Below are 19907 nucleotides of genomic sequence, written 5' to 3' on the forward strand. Positions count from 1 at the left end.
CCGCAGCTCATGAAGCTGTGCCGCGTGCAGTCGCTGTGCTGATCTACTCCACGTCGATGCCGTAGTCCTGAACGAGTTCCTCCAGACCACCCCCGTAGCCCTTGCCGCCGAGGACGAACTCCCAGTCCCCGCTGGCCCTGCGGCGGAAGGACCCGAGCACCAAGGCGGTTTCGAGCGGGCGGCCGTCAGAGACCTCGAGCCGTCCCAGCTCCGACATCTCCGGATCGAGCAGCCGGATGCGGGCATCTGTGAATCCGGAGAGATCCGCGTCCGGGTTGATCTCCGGATCGATGGCTGCCACCAGCACGAACCGATCAGCCTCCGCGGGCAGCGCGTCGAAGGCGACACAGATCGCTGCCTTGTCGGGGGCCGCCGCGGGAAGGGCGCGCACGGAGCCGTCGGGAGTCTGTGGATTGTTGAAGAAGACGAAGTGATCGTCACTGAGGACACGGTTGCCATGGCAGACGAGCGCGCACACGTCCAAGGCGACGTTTCCGGTCCACGACATTCCCAGGACGTTGTAGTCGTCGGGGAGCCGGGTGTTCGGGTCCGGCGGGGTCGGCTGCGGTGAGGCTTGACGACCACCCTCGCCCAACCGCCCACGCAGTCCGTGACGGTGCAGCAGGTCGACGAGTTCAGTGCCCGAGATGAGCTCCAGCGGCTTGCCGTTGGCGAAGGCGTGCGAGCCGGGGCCGAACCCTGACGTCGTCACCAGGACACCTTTGTTGGCGCCGGCGCCCTGCGCGGTCCCGTACAAGTCACGCACGGCGGTGGGCGGCACCGTGTTGCGGTAGCGCTTCACCTGCACGACGATCTTGCCGCCTCGGATGGGCGCCGGATCCAGTGCGTCCACGTCCACGCCGCCGTCGCTCGACCGCTGGGTCGTCACCGCCTGCATCCCCATGGCACGGAAGAGATCGGCGACGAGGTTCTCGAATTCCACCGGATCCATGTCGTACAGGTCCGGTTCCTCGTCGCCTCCGTGCGCGACGACGCGGTTTCCGACGTCTTGTGGCCTGCGGCTCGGCCGTACCGGTGCGAGTTGGTCCGGCCTGGCCGATAGCTGCCCTCTCAGCGCGCCGGCCAGGCAACTTCCTGCATCCACCTGCGCCAAGTGCAGGTCACGGAACGTGGAGCGTGAGGCCATGACCGTACCGAGGAAGATGTGCCCCGGCCGGCCCGTCGTGGGGTCATGTCCGTCGACGAACCCGTTCAGGGCCACTGACTCCAGCGCCCCCTGTTCGTCAGCGGCGAAGAGCTCGTGCAGGACAAGCAACATGCACTGTGCGAGAGCCTCCTTGTACAGGCCCCGGCGCTGGCTTTCGGGGCGGGCGATCTCCTTGTCCTGGTCGGTCCCGACCATGTACCGAACGGACTTGACCGCAGGGACGATGTCGTACGCGGGCAGCTCCCAGTCGAGCACCAGCTGTCGGGCAGCGGGGTCGTACGCTGCTGCCATCTGTCGCGGGAAGTCTTCAGGCCACGCCGTCGAGGCGTAGAGAGCAGCTGAGAAGTACTCGACCGCGGAATCGGGGTCCCGGCGCCTCACGCCTTCGGATAACGCACGGACGCCGCTGTTGTGCTCACGTACCTCGGCCAGCTGGGCGTCCACCCACTGCTGGTACGCACGCTGATACGCGGCCAGTTGCTGTTGGCGGTGAGCTTCCGCTGCCTGTGCAGCCTGCAGGTCCCGCTCGAAACGCGCCCGCGTCTCGGCCTGTGCATGAGCTCGGCGACTCGCGGTCCAACCACCCTGAGTCTGGTACTGGTCGGCATCCGGCATGGGCACGGGCTGCGCCAACGGGCCCGGAGCGAAAGGCTGAACATCCTCAGCTCGCATGAGTGAGGACGCCCTGAAAGCCGGAGCCTCGCAACCTGCGGCGAGAAGGCTTTGCAGCGTCGCTATCTCCGCGTCCAGCTCCTCCGTGCGACGCAACGCCTCAGCCTGCCTGTACTCGCGGTGGCTCTGTGCGGCTCGCCGCTGGTAGGCCCGCGCTTGCTGGGCAGCTTGTCTCCGCTGTCTGGCTTCGGCTTCCGACTGGCGCTGCTGCTGCCGTTGCACCTCAGCCCACACGCCGACAAAGCCGGTAGAACGACGACTCATTTGCTGCTGGCCCTCCCCAGGACATTGGCAGCCGAAAGACACTTTCGGTTGTCCCCACAACCAACTGTGACAAGACGACTCTAGCCAGCAACTGCCGTCACGCATATGCATTCGTCAAAGGCGGGTAGGCGATTCAACGCTGCAGGTCAACTCGATGGCCGCTGGGGGATTCTTCTGCGAACGACGCCGGCCGTCACGGGCCCCCGGGGGGGCGTTGCGGTCGGCTATGGGCCGATCATTCCCGCCACCGCCCCCACCGGATCCGCGTCCGCCTCTCCCTCCGGCCACCAGTCGTCCCGTCCCGGCTCGCTTCGGTACGGGTACCAGCGGCCGTCTTGGCCGTAGCGGAGTTGGAGGGAGCCGGAGGCGTTGGTGAGGTGGTTGTGGTGGATCGTCATGCGGGGGAGGTCTGCCGTGATGAGGGCGCCGCGGGCTCGGTCGAAGGGGCCCGCTGGGGGGTCCCAGGGGGATTCCAGGACCGCCAAGCCCTCCTCGCCGCCCTGGCGCCAGGCCGCTGCCGCTCGGGAAAGGTCGGCGGGGGTGTGGTCCACCGACCTTGCCAGTTCGGCGAATTGGCGGCTGAAAGTGCGGCGGCCCGTGAGGCCTGGGTGGGAGGCGGCCAGGCGGACCGCGTCCCGCCAAGGGTCGGCGGTGGGGAAAGGGTCCGCACCGGTGGTCAAGTACGCGTGGGCCCGGGTCGCCGTGTCCGTGGCCAGGAACTCCAGGGATGTGGGGTTGGGGGCGCCCGGGAGGGAGGGAAGCAGCGGGGGTTCGCCGGGGTGGGCGGGGGCGGGGAGCGGGGGCGGGAGCGGCGGGCGGTAGTCCGTCGCCAGGACGTCGCGGGCCAGGGTGCCGGGGAGGGATGCGCCGGTCGCGCCCTGTGTGGTGGCGGATTGTTCGCGGGCTGCCTGGTGCGCGTTGCGCCGGGCCAGTTCGTCGAGCAGCTCCTGTTCGTCCCCGCCTCGCAGGAGGAGGAGTACGAAGGGGTCGGCGTCCAACAATCTGGCCGTCTGGTAGGTGAGGGCTGCCGCGTGCTTGCAGGGGCGGCCGTGGTCGGGGCAGGTGCAGGATGGGACCAAGTCACCTGAGCCTGGGAGGAGTTGGATGCCTGACTCGTCCGCCGCCTCCACCAGTGCGTGCGGCATGTCCTTGTCCAGGAGCGCCGCGATGTGCGCCGGTTCGGTGGCCACCGCGTCCAGGAAGTTGTCCCAGTCCTCAGGCGTGAGCGTGCGCATGCGGATCTCGGCACGGTACGGACGGGGGCGACTGCCGTGTACGTACGCCACGATGCGGCCCGGTGCGACCGTGATCGTGTCGACGTGCCCCTCACGGGCATAGGCCCGCCCGCGGGCGAGGCGCCCCGCGTCGAGCGACGTCCCCTCCAGCGCGCCGATCCAGGCGTTGCCCCACCAGGAGGTGGCGAACGGGGCGTGGGGGTCGGGGTGTTGAGGGAGCGGGGGGAAGATGCGGCCGGTGTTGGTGGCGAGGCGGGCCGCGGTCATGCCCGTCCTACCGGTCATGCCCGTCCTACCGGTCGCGCCCGTCCTACCGGTCGCTCCACCAGCACCGCCAGCACCGCCAGCTCCACCAGCTCCACCAGCTCCACCAGCTCCACCAGCTCCAGAACGACCGCCGCCGCCCCTCACGACACCCTCCGCAACGAGACGAGATCCGACAGTTCCGCGTCCGAGAGTTCCGTCAGTGCCGACTCGCCGCCGCCGAGCACCGCGTCCGCCAACGCCTGTTTCGCCGCCAGGAGTTCGGCGATGCGGTCCTCCACCGTGCCCTCCGTGATCAGGCGGTGGACCTGGACCGGCTGGGTCTGGCCGATGCGGTAGGCGCGGTCCGTGGCCTGTTCCTCGACCGCCGGGTTCCACCAGCGGTCGTAGTGGATGACGTGGCCCGCCCGGGTGAGGTTCAGGCCCGTGCCTGCCGCCTTGAGGGAGAGGAGGAACACCGGGGCCTCGCCGGACTGGAAGCGGTCCACCATCTCCTCCCTCCGCGGGACCGGCGTACCCCCGTGCAGGAGTTGCGTGCCGATACCGCGCTGCGACAGGTGCGATTCGAGGAGGCGCGCCATCTCCACGTACTGCGTGAAGACAAGTACCGCGCCGTCCTCCGCCAGGATCGTGTCCAGGAGTTCGTCGAGCAGTTCCAGTTTCCCCGAGCGGGAGCGGCCCCCGCGTGTCGCGATCTCGCCGTCCTTCAAATACTGCGCCGGGTGGTTGCAGATCTGCTTCAGCGCCATGAGGAGCTTCATGACCAGGCCCCTGCGCGCGATGCCCTCGGACGCCTCGATGCGGGCGAGCGTCTCGCGTACGACCGCCTCGTAGAGCGATACCTGTTCGCGGGTGAGCGTCACCGGGTGGTCCGTCTCCGTTTTCGGAGGCAGTTCCGGGGCGATGCCCGGGTCGGACTTCTTACGGCGCAGGAGGAAGGGGCGTACCAGGCGGGCAAGGCGCGCCATCGCCTCGTCGTCCTCGCCACCCTCCACCAGGCGGGCATGGCGCGCGCGGAACGTCTTGAGGGGGCCGAGCAGGCCCGGCGTCGTCCAGTCCAGCAAGGCCCAGAGCTCGGAGAGGTTGTTCTCGACCGGGGTGCCGGTGAGGGCCACCCTCGCCGCGGAGGGGATCGTGCGCAGCGCCTTCGCCGTCGCCGCGTGCGGGTTCTTGACGTGCTGCGCCTCGTCCGCGACCACCAGGCCCCAGGCATGGGCGGCGAGTTCGGACGCACTCGTACGCATCGTTCCGTACGTCGTCAGGACGAAGCCGCCCTGGAGGTCGCCGGTCAGGCTGCGGCCCGCACCGTGGAAGCGGCGCACCGGGACCCCGGGCGCGAACCGCTCGATCTCCCGCTGCCAGTTGCCGAGGAGCGACGCCGGGCAGACCACGAGCGTCGGTTCGGGGCGCGCCCGGTGCAGGTGGAGGGCGATCAGGGTGACCGTCTTGCCGAGGCCCATGTCGTCGGCGAGGCAGCCGCCGAGGCCAAGGGATGTCATCCGGTCCAGCCAGGCCAGGCCCCGGAGTTGGTAGTCACGAAGGGTCGCGGCGAGCCCGGGCGGCGGGGTGACGGGGTGCAGGTCGCCGGTCAGGCGTTCCCGCAGCCGGGCCAGGGCGCCGGTCGGAACCGCGTCGACCCGCTCGCCGTCCACCTCCGCCGCGCCCGTCAGCGCGACGGACAGCGCGTCCACCGGGTCCAGAAGCCCCAGATCTCTTTTGCGTGCCTTGCGTACGAGTTCGGGGTCGACGAGAACCCACTGGTCACGGAGGCGTACGACCGGGCGGTGCGCCTCCGCCAGGATGTCCATCTCCGACTCGGTGAGGAGTCCCCCTTCACCCTCCCCGTCGCCGGAACCCAGCGCCAACTGCCAGCGGAATTCGAGGAGTTGCTCGGTCTTGAAGAAATCGAAGTTGTCCGCCGCCGTGCCGGGCGCGGGACGCACGACCGCCGTCGCGGTAAGGCCGCGGGTCAGCTCCCTGGGCCAGTGCACGGCCACCCCCGCCGCGCCGAGCCTGGTCGCCGCCACGCCGAGGAGTTCGTACAACTCCCCCTCGCTCAGCGGCAGTACGTCGGGGCGCGGCCGTTCGAGGAGTCGGGTCAGTGGTGGCCATACGCGGGCCGCGCGCCGCACCGCGAGCAGTGTGTCCACGCGGGCACGCGGGCCGAAGTGGTCGGTACCGGACCAGAGTTGGGCCGCATCCGCGACGAGGGTGGGGTCGGCGAGGCTGTGCACCTGCACGACGGCCGCCGCCGGGCTGGCCACGCTCTCACGGGGGCCGCCCCCCTCGCCGCCCTTCTGGTCACCGGCCGCGGCATCGGGTACGCCGTCCGCCGCCGCGTCGAACACCTCGTGCGCCTGCAGATCGAGCCGTAGCGACACCCGCACCCCGGCATCCATCCCGGCCGCCACCTCCGCGGCCCACTCCCGCGCACCCGGCAGCCGCTGCGGTTCCCGCGCGGCGAAGGGCGCGCCGACCGCGTGCGCCGCTGCGGGCGTGCGCGGCAGGGTGTCCACCACCGCGTCGACGAAGGCCCTGACGAGGGCGAGCGGCTCGGGGAGCAGGAGGGGCTTGCTGCCGGGCAGCGGTACGGCGTGTGCCTCCGCCGGCAGCGCGGCGGCGATGCCTCGCAGCTGCGTGACATCGGCGGCGTCCAGCGGCCCTGCCCGCCACGCGTCCAGGTCTTCGCCGGTCAGGCCGGGCAGCAGCCTGCCCCGCGCGGCCAGGTGGAGGGCGTGCCGGGTGGCGGCGGCCCAGCAGGCCACCGCGGGGTGCGCGGGTCCGGCGCGCAGCAGGAGCGGGGCGGCCTCCGCCACCGGCAGGATCAGCGCGGGGACGGTACGCGTACGGACGCCCTTGCCGTGGGGGCGTACGACGGCGATCTCGCCCTCCGTCGCGCCGGGCAGCCCGCCCTCACCAGGAGACGATCCCGCGTCGGCCCCAGCCCCGGAAAGCCCGGCAGGCAGCTCCCCCTCCGGCGCCCAGAACGCGATCCGCCCCTCCCTCGGCACCTCGGCCGGAAGGAAGACGGCAGCACAGGAGCGCACGAGCTCTCCGAGCCGCCCCACAGCGGGCAGCGGCGCGGCGGTGGCAGCAGTGGGCGCGGCAGTGGCAGCAGTGGGCGCGCCAGCCCCTGCCATCCCCGCCATCCCCGCCATCACGTTCACCACCTCGCTCGCCCTCGGCCACTCGTACGTCATTCCCGCAGGCCACCCTAGGCCAGCCACCCCGGGATGATTGTTAGTAGGAAACTTTCCTAACAATAGTTCGCCCAAAGGATTGACGCGCACATGCCATGCCGACAAGATGCCTGCGAATGGCCTCCGCACCGCTCACGGCCCCCCACGCCGAACTAGGAGACGGACATGCCGCCCACCCCCCGCGCCATGAAATCCCGTACCGAAAAGACCCGTTGGGCCATCCCCCTGGCAGCAGGAGCATCCCTCGCCCTCGTCGGCGGGGTCCTCCTCTGGTCCCCGGCCGGTGAGGCCGACGCCACGCCGAACGGCGCGGACACCAGGGCCGCCTTCACCGCGGTGGCCGCCGGCGACATCGCCGAACAGTGCACATCGGGCGACAGCGGCTGCGCACACCCCAAGACCGCCGCGCTCGTCGAGAAGCTCGACCCGTCCTTCGTCCTGACGATGGGCGACAACCAGTACGACGACGCCCGGCTGCGGGACTTCGAGGACTACTACGACACCAGCTGGGGCGCGTTCAAGGACAAGACACGCCCGGTGCCCGGGAACCACGAGACGTACGACCCGGCAGGCGCCCTGAAGGGCTACAAGTCCTACTTCGGCAGCATCGCCTACCCGAAGGGCGAGAGCTACTACAGCTACGACCAGGACAACTGGCACTTCATCGCCCTCGACTCCAACAGCTTCGACGACAAGGCGCAGATCGACTGGCTCAAGGCCGATCTCGCCGCCAACTCCAAGAAGTGCGTGGCCGCTTACTGGCACCACCCCCTCTTCTCCTCGGGCGAGCACGGCAACGACCCGGTCAGCAGGCCCGTATGGAAGCTCCTGTACGCCAACAAGGCCGAGCTGGTCATGAACGGCCACGATCACCACTACGAGCGGTTCGCGCCGCAGAACGCGGACGGAAAGGCCGACGCCAACGGCATCGTCGAGCTGCTCGGCGGCATGGGCGGCGCCAACCCGTACAAGATCGAGGAGGTCCAGCCCAACAGCCAGAAGCGGATCACCAAGACCTTCGGCGTGGTGAAGCTGAACTTCACCGACACCGGCTTCTCCTGGAACCTCGTCGGCACGGACGGCGCGACGAAGGACAGCAGCCCGTCCTACAAGTGCCGCTGAGCTGCTGAGCCACTGAGCTGCTGAGATGTATCTGGCATCCACGGATGCGGTCGCCAAAGCCAAGGCCGAGCGCGGTCGCGTCGCCGGGCCCGTCATCGCCCTCGGCGCGGTCAGCCTGGTCACCGACATCTCGTCCGAGATGGTCACGGCGGTCCTTCCGCTCTATTTCGTACTCCAACTCGGCCTGTCACCACTCCAGTTCGGATTCCTCGACGGCCTCTACAACGGCGTCACCGCCTTCGTACGACTCCTCGGCGGGTACGCAGCCGACCGCGGCGGGCGGCACAAGCTCGTCGCGGGCGGCGGCTACGCACTCTCCGCGCTCTCCCGGCTCGGCCTGCTCCTCGCGGGCGGCGCCACGGCCGGGATCGGCGCGGCGCTCGCAGCGGACCGCGTCGGCAAGGGAGTACGGACCGCGCCGCGCGACGCGCTGATCTCGCTCAGCAGCCCGCCGGACGCCCTGGGCCGGGCGTTCGGCGTGCACCGCGCGATGGACACCACGGGCGCGCTGCTCGGGCCGCTCGCCGCGTTCGCGCTGCTCTGGGCGACGGCGGACGCGTACGACGCCGTGTTCGTGGTCAGTTTCTGCTTCGGGCTGCTCGGAGTGCTGATGCTGATCGCGTTCGTTCCCGGGCGGGACGGCCTGCCTTCCCCGCCGAAGGAGACACAGCCAACAGGCCCCAGGGGCAGGGTGCTCGACCTCCTGCGGCTCCCCGCCTTTCGGCGCATCCTCGGCGCCGCGTCTCTCCTCGGCGCGGCCACCATCGGCGACGCCTTCCTCTATCTGCTCCTCCAGCGGCGGCTCGACTTCGCGGTGAGCTGGTTCCCGCTCCTGCCGCTTGGCGCCGCCGCGGTCTATCTGCTGCTCGCGGTGCCCGCCGGGCGCCTCGCCGACCGCGCGGGGCGCCGCATCCCCTTCCTGGCCGGGCATGTGGCACTGCTCGGCGGCTACGTCCTGCTGCTCTCCCCCACCGACGGCTGGGCCCTGCTCATCGGCGTACTTCTGCTCCTCGGCATCTTCTACGCGGCCACCGACGGCGTCCTGATGGCGCTCGCCACGCCGGTGCTTCCGCAGGAGCGCCGGGCCAGCGGCATGGCAATCCTGCAGACGGGCCAGGCCCTGGCCCGCCTCATCGCGGCGGCCGGGTTCGGCGCGGCCTGGACGCTGTGGGGCATCGGTCCCGCGCTGACCTGCGCGGCGCTCGCACTGACGGCGGCACTGGCGGGGGCGACGGCGCTCCTGCCCCGCCGGGAAAGGCAGACACCGACATGAAGCCCCCCGCCTCCGAACCACCCCCCGCCTCCACCCCCAAGTCCCTGCGCACCCGCGTCATCGCCGTGGCCACGGCCGCCGCCGTCCTCGCGGCAGTGGCCGTCACCTACACCCTGCACGCGGCCGAACGGGCCGAACCGGCCGCCGCCACTTCGGAGTTCGCACTCGATCCGGGCCATCTCTACTTCCGCGGCACGGAAGCAGCGGACGCGGGCCGCGTGGCCCGTACCGACCCCGCGCCGCGCCCGCCCGGCAAGGGCCCCCGCACCTCCGGCGGCCCCTCCTGCGAGCGCTTCTACGCCGCCGGGGACACCGCGCTCTGCCTCCAGCGCCGCTCGGGGATCCCGCCCAAGTCGTACGCCATCGTCCTGGACCGCCAGTTGCGCGAGAAGCGCCGCATCGCGCTCACCGGCATCCCCAACCGGGCCCGGGTCTCGGCATCGGGCCGGATGCTGTCCTGGACGATGTTCGCGACGGGGGACTCGTACGCGGGCTCCTCCTTCTCCACCCGCACATCGATTCTGGACACCCGCACGGGCTACTTGATCAAGAACATGGAGGAGATCCCCCTCACCCTCGACGGCCGCCGCTACCACTCCCCCGACGTCAACTACTGGGGCGTCACCTTCGCCAAGGACGACAACCGCTTCTACGCGACGGTGTCGACGAAGGGCAGGACGTACCTGGTCCAGGGCGACATGACGAAGTGGGCGGCCCGCACCCTGCGCACGAACGTGGAGTGCCCCTCGCTCTCGCCCGACAACACGCGCCTGGCGTTCAAGAAGCGCGTACGGAAGGGCGGTTCGAACCCCTGGCGCCTCTACGTACTGGACCTGCGCACCCTGCGCGAACACCCCCTCGCCGAAACCCGCGGCGTCGACGACCAGGCCGCATGGCTGAACGACAAGACCTTGGCGTACGCCCTGCCGGGCGCCGAGGGCAGGAAGCAGGACATCTGGACGGCGCGGGCCGACGGCGATGGGGCACCGAACTTGCTTGTACGGGGAGGGACTTCACCGGCGGTGGTGCGCTGAAGGGCCCGCTGCCGCCCCCGGCGTAATTCGGATGCGTACCGCCGCCCGCCTCGCGCAGGATCAGGGCCCATGACCACCACATACCGCACCGTCGTGCCCACCCTCTTCCCGCCGCCCGGATACGCCCACGCCGCACTCGTCGAGGCCGGCACCAAGCTCGCTTTCATGGCGGGCTCGGTGCCGCTCGACCCCGAGGGGAACCTCGTCGGGGAAGGTGACGTGGCGCGCCAGACCGAGCAGGTCATCGCCAACCTCGACGAGGCCCTGCGGGCGATCGGCAGCGACCTGACGCAGGTGGTGGCCAGCACGGTGTACGTCGTGAGCGACGAGCCAGGACCGCTGAGCGAGGCGTGGGAGGTCGTGCGCGCCTCCGACCTGCTCGCGAAGGGGCCGCACACCTCGACGCTGCTGGGCACGACGTGTCTCGGCTATGCGGGCCAGCTGGTGGAGATCACGGCCACGGCCGTCGTCCCGGAGTAGCCCCCTGGCCAGATCGTCAGCCTCGCGCCCTCATCGCGAGCCCCAGTGCGTACTGCGGCCACCACTGCCCCGCCCTCGGCCCGCCCCGGCAGGTTCCGTCGGACTCGCCGGGGCGCTTGATCCACAGGTAGGCATCCAGCGCGGCGGCGCCGGTGGCGGTGGTGGGCGGGGTGCCGAGGGCGCGGCCCGGCGGGTTGCACCAGGCTTCGTCGCCCCCGCCGGTGTAGGGGCCGTTGCCGTTGCGGCTGCTGTCCACGACGAAGTGCTTGGCACCGCCGAGTGCACGGGCGAGACGGTAGCCGTACGCTGAACTCGCCCCGTTCGTTTGGTAGTTGGACACGTTGACGGCGAAGCCGTCGGCCTTGGCGATACCGGAATCTCGCAGCGGGGCGACCAGGCGGTTCTGGTCGGGGATCCAGCCCGAGTTGCCCGCGTCGAGATAGACCTTGGCGTGCGGTTGCTCCTTGATGCGAGCGACGGCGTACGCGAGCAGCCCGTACCGCTCGCGGGCGTCGGCCTTCGCGCAGCCCGCGATCTTCTGCGCGACGGCGTCCGGTTCGACGACGACGTACACGGCGCGGTCACCGATACCCGCGGCGAACTCGTCGACCCACCGCCGGTACTCCGCCGCGCTCTCCGCCCCGCCTCCCGAGTAGTCACCGCAGTCGCGGTGCGGGATGAAGTACGCGACGAGTACCGCGGTACGGCGCGCGGCGGTCGCCGCCTCCGTGGCCGCGCGGACCACCGGACCCGGCCCCGGGCTGTGCAGCCACACTGCTTGGGGGCGTGTGGCGATGCGCTCGATGAGCCAGGCATCGCCGGTCCGGCCCTGGCTCCGCCACGCCGCGGCCTGGCGGGCGGCGGCGCTTCCAGGGTCGACCCAGAAGGTGGCGCCGGGTGCGACGGCCGCCCGGGGCTCGGGCCCTGCCGCCTCCGCGCCGCCGGACGCCGCCGCGCTCAGCAGCAGCGCGACGGCGAGGAACCGGGCAAGGCGGGCACGGACTCGACCGGGTGATCGGAAGGGCGGCTGCGACACCGGGCACCTCCAGTTGCTCGGCACCGGATGGGCCCGGCGCGTTCCCCGGAGTCTGTGGTCGCCGGGCCCCCGCGAGGCCCCGTACACCGCCGGTCCGGCGGCAGATCACCCGAAGAATCACTCCGACGGCGGCGGCGCCCAAGTGCGAGTCTTCGGCAGGGGTTTGGCGTAGCCACCGGCGCGGCTCGTGGTCAGGCCGAGCCCGACGAGCGACTCGGCGAGCTTCACCGCGGCGGCCACCCCGTCGACCACGGGCATGTCGAGGGCGGCACCGACCTTCTCCTGCAGCCCGGTCATCCCGGCGCAGCCGAGCACCAGGACCTCGGCCCCCGCGTCGCGGGCCCGCTCGGCCGCGGCGAGGAAGGCGCGGACGGTGACCTCGGAGTCCCCGAGGTCCAGGACGCCGAGCCCGGTGCCCACGACAGCGGCGCAGTTCTGCGCGACGCCCGCCGCGTGCAGGCTGTCCTCGATCTGGCCGCGCGCCCGGTCGAGGGTGGTGACGACGCCGTACCGCCGGCCAAGGAGACAGGCCAGATGCGCGGCGGCCTCGGTGATGTCGACGACCGGCACGTCCAGGAGTTCCCGGGCACCTTCGCGTCCGTGCTCGCCGAACCCGGCCATGACCACGGCGTCGTACGGCTCCTCGTCTGCGCGCAGGGTTCCGCGCAGGGTGTCGAGGACGGCGGCCGCCGAGAGATAGCTGTCGAGCCACCCCTCGGCGGACTCCGGCCCCCAGGCGGGGGTGAGGCCGGTGATCGTGGTGCCGGGGGCTGCCGCGTCCCGGGCGCCGCGCACGATCTCCTCGGTCATCGCCTGCGTCGTGTTGCAGTTGGTGACGACGATGCGCACTAGCCCTCCACCTCCACCGCGTCCGTGAGCGCCGCGGACCGCTCGGCGCGGCACAGCACGGCGTAGAGCAGGGCGGCCGTCGCCGTCCCGATGAACCAGGAGTACGGCGCGACGTAGTCGAAGAACGGCACAAGGGCGCAGACGGCCGCGAAGCCCGCCGTCGGCACGAAGGCGGCGAGCGCCTTCGGGTTGACGCCCTTCTTGTAGTAGTACGGCGATCCCGGCTCGGCCTTGAAGAGCGCTTCGGCGTCGATACGCCCGCGCTTCACCCAGAAGTAGTCGACCGCGATGATCCCGAACAGCGGTCCGAGGAAGGCGCCGAGGCCGCCGAGGAAGTAGTTCACGACGGTGGGGTTGGAGTAGAGGTTCCACGGCGTGACGAGCAGCGCGGCGACCGTGGAGATGATCCCGCCGATCTTGAAGGTGATCTTCTGCGGCCAGACATTGGCCAGGTCGTACGCGGGTGAGACGAAGTTGGCCACGATGTTCACGCCCATCGTGGCGACGGCGAAGGTGAGCGCCCCGAAGATGAGGACCCAGGTGTTGCCGATCTCGGCGACCAGTTCGGCGGGGTCGGTGATGGCCTTGCCGAAGACTTCGAGACTGCCCGCGGTGACGATGACGGAGAGGATCACGAAGGCGGTGGAGTTGATGGGAAGGCCCCAGAAGTTGCCGCGCTTGACGGTGCGGTAGTCGGGGGCGAAGCGCGAGAAGTCGCAGAAGTTGAGCATCAGCGTGCCGTAGGTGGCGAGGATGAGCCCGATGGCGCCGAACCACTGCCGCACCTGTTCACCGGTGGAGACGGGGTTGGGGGTGCTGGTGAGCGAGATGGTCCAGCCCGCCTTCCAGAGGATCCAGACGGCGAGGGCGATCATCACGACCCAGATGGCGGGCCCGCAGAAGTCCTGGAACTTCCGTACGGATTCCATGCCTCGGGTCATGATCAGCCCCTGCACGAGCCAGAGGGCGACGAACGAACACCAGCCGAGGGCGTGCAGGCCGAGGAAGGAGTGCTCGGTCCAGGAGTCGAGGCCCGGGAAGGCGGCGATCAGCATCACATTGACCGCGATGGAGGCCAGATAGGTCTGGATTCCGTACCACATGATGGCGATCACGGCCCTGATCAGGGCGGGGATGTTGGCGCCCCAGACGCCGAAGCTGATGCGGCTGACGACGGGGAACGGCACGCCGTGGCGCTGGCCGATGCGCCCCATCATGTTCATCCCGACGTAGATGAGCAGGAAGCCGACGAGGAGCGAGGTGAAGATCTGCCAGACGTTCAGGCCGAGGACCAGCAGACCGGCCGCGAACGTGTAGTTGCCGAGGTTGTGGACGTCGGACATCCACAGGGCGAAGAGGTCGAAGACCTTCCACTTGCGTTCGGCGGAGGGAGCGAGGTCTTCGTTGATGAGACGGGGATCGGGCACGAAGTCGGTCGCGGCGTCTGGGGCGTCGGCGCGCTCGGTGAGGGACACGGGGCCTCCTGCAAGGGGGACGGAGGTGCGGTGCTCTTTGGTATACCAAAGTTTGGTATACCAAAGATTCCGTCATGCTCCCGCTCCCGGAGGCGCCCGGCAATGTCCGTACGGTTACGAATCGGTAAATCGATGCGGGGTTCGGCAATGATGGACACCATGACGACCGTGGAGCAGCCGCTGGCCGCCGTACGCGAACGCGTGCTCGCCGAGCTACGGCAGGAGATCATCGCCGGACGCCTCGGCCCGGGCGACCGCCTGGTCGAACGGGAGCTCGCGGAGCGCCTCGGAGTGTCCAGGGTCCCGGTCCGCGAGGCGATCCGGGCCTTGGTCGCCGAGGGCTTCGTCACCTTCGAGACCCCGCGCAGAACCGTGGTCCGCCGCCTCACCCGTACCGACGTGACCGAACTCTTCGAGCTGCGCGAGGCGTTGGAGGTGTTCGCGGCGGGGCGCGCGGCGCAGCGCGCCACCGAGGAGGGGCTCGCGGAGCTGTCCACCCTGCTCGACAGCGCCGCGAAGGCGACGCGTACGGCGGACGCGGAGGCGATCACGGACATCAACACGCGCTTCCACGACCGCATCCTGGCGATGGCGGGGAACGGCCTGCTGACGTCGGTCATGGAGCCGGTGGACGGGCGGCTGCGGTGGATGACGCGGCGGAACGAGGAGTGGACGCATCTGCTCGCGGAGCACCGGGAGCTGTACGAGGCGGTGGCCTCGGGGGATGCGGAGCGGGCGCGGGGCGTGGCGCTGGCCCATGTCAGGACCAACTACCGGTCGACGGTGCGGCAACTCTTCGGCGAGGACGAGGAACAGGGTTAGTCCCCAACCCCGCCCCTTCCCGGCTGCATCTATTGGCGGCTTCGCCGCGCAGGGGCTCCGCCCCAGACCCCGGTCCTCAAACGCCGGACGGCTGAAAGATTTCAGCCCGGCCGGCGTTTGAGGCCATCTTGTCGGGGTCCAGGGGGCGAAGCCCCATGGTTTCGGGAAGGGGCGGGATTGGGGATGACCCCGCAGGGCCCGCCCGAACCCTGGCTCCGCCGCTACCCGGCCCGCAGGCCCCGCATCCGCCCGTACGCGTACACACACCCCGCGAGCGCCAGATCCGAGAGCAGCATGAATCCGATCGAGTACGAGTCCTTGGCGCTGTAGATCGCCCCCATGACCAGCGGCGGGACGAACCCTCCCAGGCCTCCCATCGCCCCCACGATCCCCGTCACGGACCCGACCTGCGCCTGTGGCGTCACCTGCGAGACGAGCGCGAAGACGGCGCCGCTCGCCGTGCCGAGGCCCGCCGCCATGACCAGGAAGCAGATCGTGCCGCCCGGATTCAGCGACGGTTCGAAGGCCTGCGCGATGGCGAAGACCGCGACGACGGCCAGCGCGGACGAGGTGACCGTCGCCGGGTGGATCCGGTCGGAGAGCCAGCCGCCGATGGGCCGGAAAATGACCGTGACCAGGGCGAACCCTGCGGCCTTCGTGCCCGCGTCCGTGGGCGAGAGGTCGTACCAGGTCTTCAGATATGTGGGCAGGTAGACCCCGAAGGCGACGATGCCGCCGAAGCCGATCGCGTACAGCGAGGAGAGCTCCCACGTCACCCGCAGCCGCCCTGCCTCCCCGAGGCGGGTGGTGAGCGGACTCGTCGGCACCGGCCGGTCGGGGCGGTCGGTGATGAGCAGCGCCCCGACCACCGCGAAGGCGGCAAGCGCGACCGCCACGACCACGAACGGCAGGTTCTCGCCGTGCTTGGCGATCCGCGGCGTGAAGTACCCGGAGAGCGCCACGCCTCCCATCCCCATCCCGAAGACGCCGAGCGCGAAGCCGCGGTGCGCGGGCGGGAACCAGGAGTTGACCAGCGGGATGCCGATCGCGAACGTCGTTCCGCCCAGGCCGAGCAGGAAACCGACCGCGAGCATCGCGACGTAACTGCCCCTGGCCGGAATGATCAGCAGGACCGGCACGATGGTGAGCGCCGAGACGAGCGGGAACATCAGTTTGGCGCCGTAGCGGTCGGTCAGCGCACCGACCGGGATACGGCCGAGCGAGCCGACGATGACCGGCACGGCGACCAGCAGGGACTGCGCGAACGAGGAGAGGCCGAGCCGCTCCCCGAAATCGCTGCCCAGCGGCGCGATCAAGTCCCACGCCCAGAAGGTGAGCGTGAACCCGATGGTGGCCACGGCGAGATTGCGGTAAGCGGCGGCCGAGGGCCGAGCCACCGCAGCTGGTGAGGTCGTTGTCATGTGAGAGCCGCTCCAAGCGCCACGAAGACGCAGATCAGTACGAACAAGATGGCGAGCAACGGCCAGACGAAGCGCAGGTACTTGTCGTAGCCGACTTTCGCGAGCGCGACGCCACCGATGGTCACGGCGGTCGTCGGCACCCAGAGGTTCATCCAGCCGCTCGCCGCCTGCCAGGCCGTGACGACGACCGAGCGGGAGACCCCGGCGAAGTCGGCGAGCGGGGCGAGGATCGGCATGGCGAGGGTCGCGTGGCCGGATGTGGACGGGATCAGGAAGGCGAGCGGCAGGTTCACGACGAAGACGATGATCGCGAAGAGGCCGGAGGACGTCCCCTTCACCACCCCTTCGATGGAGTGCAGGACGGTGTCCGTGACCTTCGAGTTGTTCATGATCACCGTGACGCCGCGCGCGAGCACGATCACCAGGGCGGGCGAGATGAAGTCGGCCGCGCCCTGGATGATCGTCGAGCTGAGCTTCTGCTCGCCCATCCGCGCCACGCAGCCGACGAGCGCCGCCGCGACGAGGAAGAGAGCCGCCAACTGCGGGAAGGACCAGCCGAGTTCGAATCCGTACGGCGTCGCGTCCGCCTTGCCCGTGAGCGCGCTCGACCAGGGCACCACGGAGAAGATCATGAAGGCGAAGACAAGGGCGACCAGGACGAGCACAGCCTTGTGCAGGCGGGTCAGCTCCGGCACCTCGCCCGCGTCGGACGCGGTCTGCTCGCGGTCGCCGGGCAGGAAGCCGGAGAGGGAGCGTGCCGGGTTCTTCTGCACGCGCTTCGCGTAGCGGATGACGTAGGCGATCGTGACCGCGGTCAAGACGACCCACATCACGAACCGCAGCACGATGCCGTCGCCGAGCGAGATGTCCGCGGCGGAGGACGCGACGCCGGTCGCGAACGGGTTCACCGTCGAGCAGAGCACGCCGATCCCGGCCCCCAGGATGATCGCGCCGACCGCGACCATCCGGTCGTAGCCGAGGGCGAGCATCAGGGGCACGATCAGGCCGTAGAAGCCGAGCGTCTCCTCCGCGAATCCCTCGACCGTGCCCAGCACGGAGAAGACGACCATCACGCCCGCGATCAGCATCGCGCCGCGCCCGCCAAGGCGGTGGGCGAGACGGCCGATGCCGCGGTCGAGCGCGCCGGTGGCGAAGACGACGGTGATGAACGCGCCGATGGCGAGCACGAACAGGAACACGCCCGCGCTTCCGTACAGCTCACCGGCCATGTCGGGCCCGACGACGCCCGACTTCTCGTCCTGGATCCCGTACAGACCGTTGACCGGCGCGAGGAAGAGGTCGTTGAGGCGGTCGACGAAGCTCTGGCCAGAGTCGACGCGGTGGTAGCTGCCCTCGACGGGGGCGCCCTTGTCGTTGCGGTCGTAGGCGCCGGACGGGATGAGGAAGGCGAGCAGCCAGACGGCCACGGTGACGATCGCGAGGATGGTCAGGGCGCTGGGGAAAGTGAACTTCGGTTTGTGCTCGGGCTCTTCGGTGCCGGGTTGGCCGGTCGCGGTGGTACTCATACGCCGCTCTCCCCGGCGGCGCCGGAGCCTGCGTCGGGTCCTGCGTCGGGTCCGCTGAAGTCGGCGGCGTACTCACGTACGAAGGCGGCCATGGCGAGGACCGTGTTGCGCAGCTCGGAGAAGAGGACGCGTTCGTTCGGGGCGTGCAGGTTGCACATGCTGTCCTGGGCGCCGAAGAGCAGGACCTCGGCGCCGGGTGCGGCCTTCGCGAGGCCGTTGACCAGGGGGATGGAGCCACCGGTCGCCACGAACGAGGCGTCCTCGCCCCAGGCCTCCTTGAGCGCGGCGCGCGCGGCGCGGTAGGCGGGGCCGCCGGTGGCCGCCTCGTAGCCGGGTCCTGTGTCGCCGGGCGTGACGGTGAGGTGGACGCCGAAGGGGGTGAGCGAGCGCAGGTGATGGACCAGCCTGTCCTGCGCCTCCTTCGCGTCCTGACGGGGGTGGAAGCGGAGGTTCAACTTGGCGCGTGCGTACGGCACCACGGCCGACGCGGCGTGCTCGACGCCGGGCGCGTCCAAGCCGATCACCGTGATCGCGGGGCCGCTCCACAGCCGCTCGCCCAGGCTGCCGCTGCCGATGAGCGGCACTCCCTCGCGCACACCGGCGAGCGAACGGAACTCGTCCTCGGTGTAGCTCGTGCCGCTCCATTCCTCGCGCCGCAGCCCCTCCACGGCCACGTCTCCGTGTACGTCGTGGAGGGTGGCAAGCGCCTTGAGGAGCACGAGCAGCGCGTCGGGCGCCGCGCCCCCGAACTCCCCGCTGTGGCGCGGCTCGTCGAGGGTGCGCACCTCCACGACGACTTCGGACGCGCCGCGCAGGGCGGTGGTCAGGGTGGGGGTGCCGGGGCGGAGGTTGCCGAGGTCGGCGACCACCATGGCATCACAGGCGAACCGCTCGGGGTCGGTGGGCGGATAGGCGTCGAAGGCGCTGCCGTACTCCTCCTGCCCCTCGATGACGATCTTGATCCCGACGGGCGGGCGGCCGCCGTAGGCCCGCAGCATCCCCAGGTGGGCGATGACGTTGGACTTGTCGTCCGCGATGCCCCGGGCACGCAGGCCGCTCTCCGCCGCGTCGATCGGGGTCGGCTCGAAGGGCGGCGACTTCCACAGGCTCTCGTCACCCGGCGGCTGGACGTCGTAGTGGCCGTAGAGCAGGACCGTCGGCGCCTCGGGGGTCGGCGGCGGGATCTCCCCGTAGATCACCGGCGAGGTGTCCGGCAGGTCGAGCCGCTCGACGGTCGGCACCCCCGCTCCCCGCAGCAGCTCGACCAGCAGATCGTGCGCCTCCCTCACCGGTTCGGCCGGGAAACCGGGGAAGGCGATGGAGGGGATCGCGGCGAGCCGTTCGAGGTCGGCGCGCAACGTGTCCATCAGGTCATCGACGGTGGCTTCGAGCTTCATAGGCGGCACCCCTGGGTCTGCATCCGGCTTTGTGGTGATTAGCCCGAATTATCAGACTCCGAGGCGAACGGTTTCCGAACGGCTCGCCGGGCGGCCGGGGATGCCGCACTGCTGCCGCACAGCTGCCACACAGCGCCTTCCCGGCCGAGCCGCCATGCCGCGAGGTGCTGAGCCGGGCATCGCGGGCCCCGGCCATGAACCGCCGGGCAGGCACTAAAGTCGGGGCATGGCTTCGGAGACTTCAGGCGGGGGCGCGGGTGCGGGCGGTGCTGCGGGCGGGGGGTCCGTGCGGATCGACGCCTGGATCTGGGCCGTACGCCTGGTCAAGACCCGCCCGATGGGCGCGGCGGCCTGCAAGGGCGGCCATGTGCGGGTCAACGGCGAGCGCGTGAAGCCCGCTTACGGCGTGCACGTCGGCGACCAGGTGCGCCTGCGCCACGCGGACGGCCGCGAGCACGTCGTCGTCGTCAAACGCCTCATCCGCAAGCGCGTCGGCCCTCCGGTGGCCGTCGAGTGCTACGTCGACAACAGCCCTCCCCCACCGCCCCGCGAGGCCGTGGCCCCCGCCGGCGTACGCGACCGAGGAACCGGTCGCCCCACCAAGCGCGACCGCCGGGACATGGAACGCCTGCGCGGCTTCGAGGGCTAGCCACACCCCGTCCCCTGTGC

15 protein-coding genes are annotated in these 19907 nt (G+C 70.6%); 6 read left to right on the top strand and 9 right to left on the bottom strand.

The genetic code is table 11. The features are described 5' to 3' along the window. Positions 1-43 precede the first annotated feature (43 nt). The 3 genes from ACFQ7F_RS22145 to ACFQ7F_RS22155 all read right to left on the bottom strand — a co-directional run bounded on the left by ACFQ7F_RS22145 (position 44) and on the right by ACFQ7F_RS22155 (position 6743). Complete coding sequence (locus ACFQ7F_RS22145) at positions 44-2104, bottom strand: restriction endonuclease (protein ID WP_383272932.1); 2061 nt, start codon at positions 2102-2104, stop codon at positions 44-46. Between the two features lie 224 nt (positions 2105-2328). Next, complete coding sequence (locus ACFQ7F_RS22150) at positions 2329-3624, bottom strand: SWIM zinc finger family protein (RefSeq protein ID WP_383272934.1); 1296 nt, start codon at positions 3622-3624, stop codon at positions 2329-2331. Between the two features lie 122 nt (positions 3625-3746). Beyond that, positions 3747-6743 carry a DEAD/DEAH box helicase gene (locus ACFQ7F_RS22155; protein WP_383272972.1) on the bottom strand — a complete coding sequence of 999 codons (2997 nt, stop codon included), beginning with the start codon at positions 6741-6743 and terminating at the stop codon, positions 3747-3749. A gap of 225 nt (positions 6744-6968) precedes the next feature. On the opposite strand from ACFQ7F_RS22155, the gene ACFQ7F_RS22160 reads away from it, so the two are divergent. The 4 genes from ACFQ7F_RS22160 (at position 6969) to ACFQ7F_RS22175 (ending at position 10712) form a co-directional block, all read left to right on the top strand. Beyond that, positions 6969-7925: a metallophosphoesterase family protein gene (locus ACFQ7F_RS22160; RefSeq protein ID WP_383272936.1), complete on the top strand. Its 957-nt coding sequence runs from the start codon at positions 6969-6971 to the stop codon at positions 7923-7925. A gap of 25 nt (positions 7926-7950) precedes the next feature. Beyond that, on the top strand, positions 7951-9198 hold the full coding sequence (locus tag ACFQ7F_RS22165) for an MFS transporter (protein WP_383272938.1): 1248 nt from the start codon (positions 7951-7953) through the stop codon (positions 9196-9198). After that, positions 9195-10232, top strand: a complete 1038-nt coding sequence (locus ACFQ7F_RS22170) for a TolB family protein (RefSeq protein ID WP_383272940.1) — start codon at positions 9195-9197, stop codon at positions 10230-10232. The genes ACFQ7F_RS22165 and ACFQ7F_RS22170 overlap by 4 nt, the downstream gene beginning before the upstream one ends. Before the next feature lie 69 nt (positions 10233-10301). Beyond that, positions 10302-10712 (top strand): RidA family protein, encoded by a 411-nt coding sequence (locus tag ACFQ7F_RS22175; protein WP_383272942.1) that lies wholly within the window; start codon positions 10302-10304, stop codon positions 10710-10712. Positions 10713-10728: 16 nt separating this feature from the next. Here the strand turns inward: ACFQ7F_RS22175 and ACFQ7F_RS22180 are convergent, their stop codons facing one another. The 3 genes from ACFQ7F_RS22180 to ACFQ7F_RS22190 all read right to left on the bottom strand — a co-directional run bounded on the left by ACFQ7F_RS22180 (position 10729) and on the right by ACFQ7F_RS22190 (position 14072). Continuing rightward, positions 10729-11748 carry a glycoside hydrolase family 6 protein gene (locus ACFQ7F_RS22180; RefSeq protein WP_383272944.1) on the bottom strand — a complete coding sequence of 340 codons (1020 nt, stop codon included), beginning with the start codon at positions 11746-11748 and terminating at the stop codon, positions 10729-10731. A gap of 117 nt (positions 11749-11865) precedes the next feature. After that, positions 11866-12597, bottom strand: a complete 732-nt coding sequence (locus tag ACFQ7F_RS22185) for an aspartate/glutamate racemase family protein (RefSeq protein ID WP_383272946.1) — start codon at positions 12595-12597, stop codon at positions 11866-11868. Next, the gene (locus tag ACFQ7F_RS22190) at positions 12597-14072 is read right to left on the bottom strand and encodes an NCS1 family nucleobase:cation symporter-1 (RefSeq protein WP_383272948.1); all 1476 of its coding nucleotides are present in this window, start codon (positions 14070-14072) and stop codon (positions 12597-12599) included. The genes ACFQ7F_RS22185 and ACFQ7F_RS22190 overlap by 1 nt, the downstream gene beginning before the upstream one ends. A gap of 159 nt (positions 14073-14231) precedes the next feature. On the opposite strand from ACFQ7F_RS22190, the gene ACFQ7F_RS22195 reads away from it, so the two are divergent. After that, a complete protein-coding gene (locus ACFQ7F_RS22195) occupies positions 14232-14894 on the top strand; it encodes a GntR family transcriptional regulator (protein ID WP_383272950.1) in 663 nt (220 codons plus the stop codon). 221 nt (positions 14895-15115) lie between these two features. On the opposite strand, the gene ACFQ7F_RS22200 is transcribed toward ACFQ7F_RS22195, so the two are convergent. From ACFQ7F_RS22200 to ACFQ7F_RS22210, 3 genes are read right to left on the bottom strand one after another with little or no spacing between them, the layout of a single operon-like run. After that, positions 15116-16315, bottom strand: a complete 1200-nt coding sequence (locus tag ACFQ7F_RS22200; RefSeq protein WP_383272952.1) for an MFS transporter — start codon at positions 16313-16315, stop codon at positions 15116-15118. Next, positions 16312-17841 (bottom strand): YfcC family protein, encoded by a 1530-nt coding sequence (locus tag ACFQ7F_RS22205; protein ID WP_383272954.1) that lies wholly within the window; start codon positions 17839-17841, stop codon positions 16312-16314. The genes ACFQ7F_RS22200 and ACFQ7F_RS22205 overlap by 4 nt, the downstream gene beginning before the upstream one ends. Then, a complete protein-coding gene (locus ACFQ7F_RS22210) occupies positions 17838-19238 on the bottom strand; it encodes a M20/M25/M40 family metallo-hydrolase (protein WP_383272956.1) in 1401 nt (466 codons plus the stop codon). The genes ACFQ7F_RS22205 and ACFQ7F_RS22210 overlap by 4 nt, the downstream gene beginning before the upstream one ends. A 226-nt stretch (positions 19239-19464) precedes the next feature. Here ACFQ7F_RS22210 and ACFQ7F_RS22215 point away from each other — a divergent pair, with 226 nt between their 5' ends. Beyond that, positions 19465-19887, top strand: a complete 423-nt coding sequence (locus ACFQ7F_RS22215; protein ID WP_383272958.1) for an RNA-binding S4 domain-containing protein — start codon at positions 19465-19467, stop codon at positions 19885-19887. Positions 19888-19907: the final 20 nt, after the last annotated feature.

Origin of the sequence: Streptomyces sp. NPDC056486 (assembly GCF_042795295.1) — a bacterium.
Lineage (GTDB): Bacteria > Actinomycetota > Actinomycetes > Streptomycetales > Streptomycetaceae > Streptomyces.

Coding starts and splice junctions, on each gene's coding strand:
- ACFQ7F_RS22145 (WP_383272932.1), bottom strand. CDS start 2,104: ATGAGTCGTCGTTCTACCGGCTTTGTCGGCGTGTGGGCTGAGGTGCAA.
- ACFQ7F_RS22150 (WP_383272934.1), bottom strand. CDS start 3,624: ATGACCGGTAGGACGGGCATGACCGCGGCCCGCCTCGCCACCAACACC.
- ACFQ7F_RS22155 (WP_383272972.1), bottom strand. CDS start 6,743: ATGGCAGGGGCTGGCGCGCCCACTGCTGCCACTGCCGCGCCCACTGCT.
- ACFQ7F_RS22160 (WP_383272936.1), top strand. CDS start 6,969: ATGCCGCCCACCCCCCGCGCCATGAAATCCCGTACCGAAAAGACCCGT.
- ACFQ7F_RS22165 (WP_383272938.1), top strand. CDS start 7,951: ATGTATCTGGCATCCACGGATGCGGTCGCCAAAGCCAAGGCCGAGCGC.
- ACFQ7F_RS22170 (WP_383272940.1), top strand. CDS start 9,195: ATGAAGCCCCCCGCCTCCGAACCACCCCCCGCCTCCACCCCCAAGTCC.
- ACFQ7F_RS22175 (WP_383272942.1), top strand. CDS start 10,302: ATGACCACCACATACCGCACCGTCGTGCCCACCCTCTTCCCGCCGCCC.
- ACFQ7F_RS22195 (WP_383272950.1), top strand. CDS start 14,232: ATGACGACCGTGGAGCAGCCGCTGGCCGCCGTACGCGAACGCGTGCTC.
- ACFQ7F_RS22200 (WP_383272952.1), bottom strand. CDS start 16,315: ATGACAACGACCTCACCAGCTGCGGTGGCTCGGCCCTCGGCCGCCGCT.
- ACFQ7F_RS22205 (WP_383272954.1), bottom strand. CDS start 17,841: ATGAGTACCACCGCGACCGGCCAACCCGGCACCGAAGAGCCCGAGCAC.
- ACFQ7F_RS22210 (WP_383272956.1), bottom strand. CDS start 19,238: ATGAAGCTCGAAGCCACCGTCGATGACCTGATGGACACGTTGCGCGCC.
- ACFQ7F_RS22215 (WP_383272958.1), top strand. CDS start 19,465: ATGGCTTCGGAGACTTCAGGCGGGGGCGCGGGTGCGGGCGGTGCTGCG.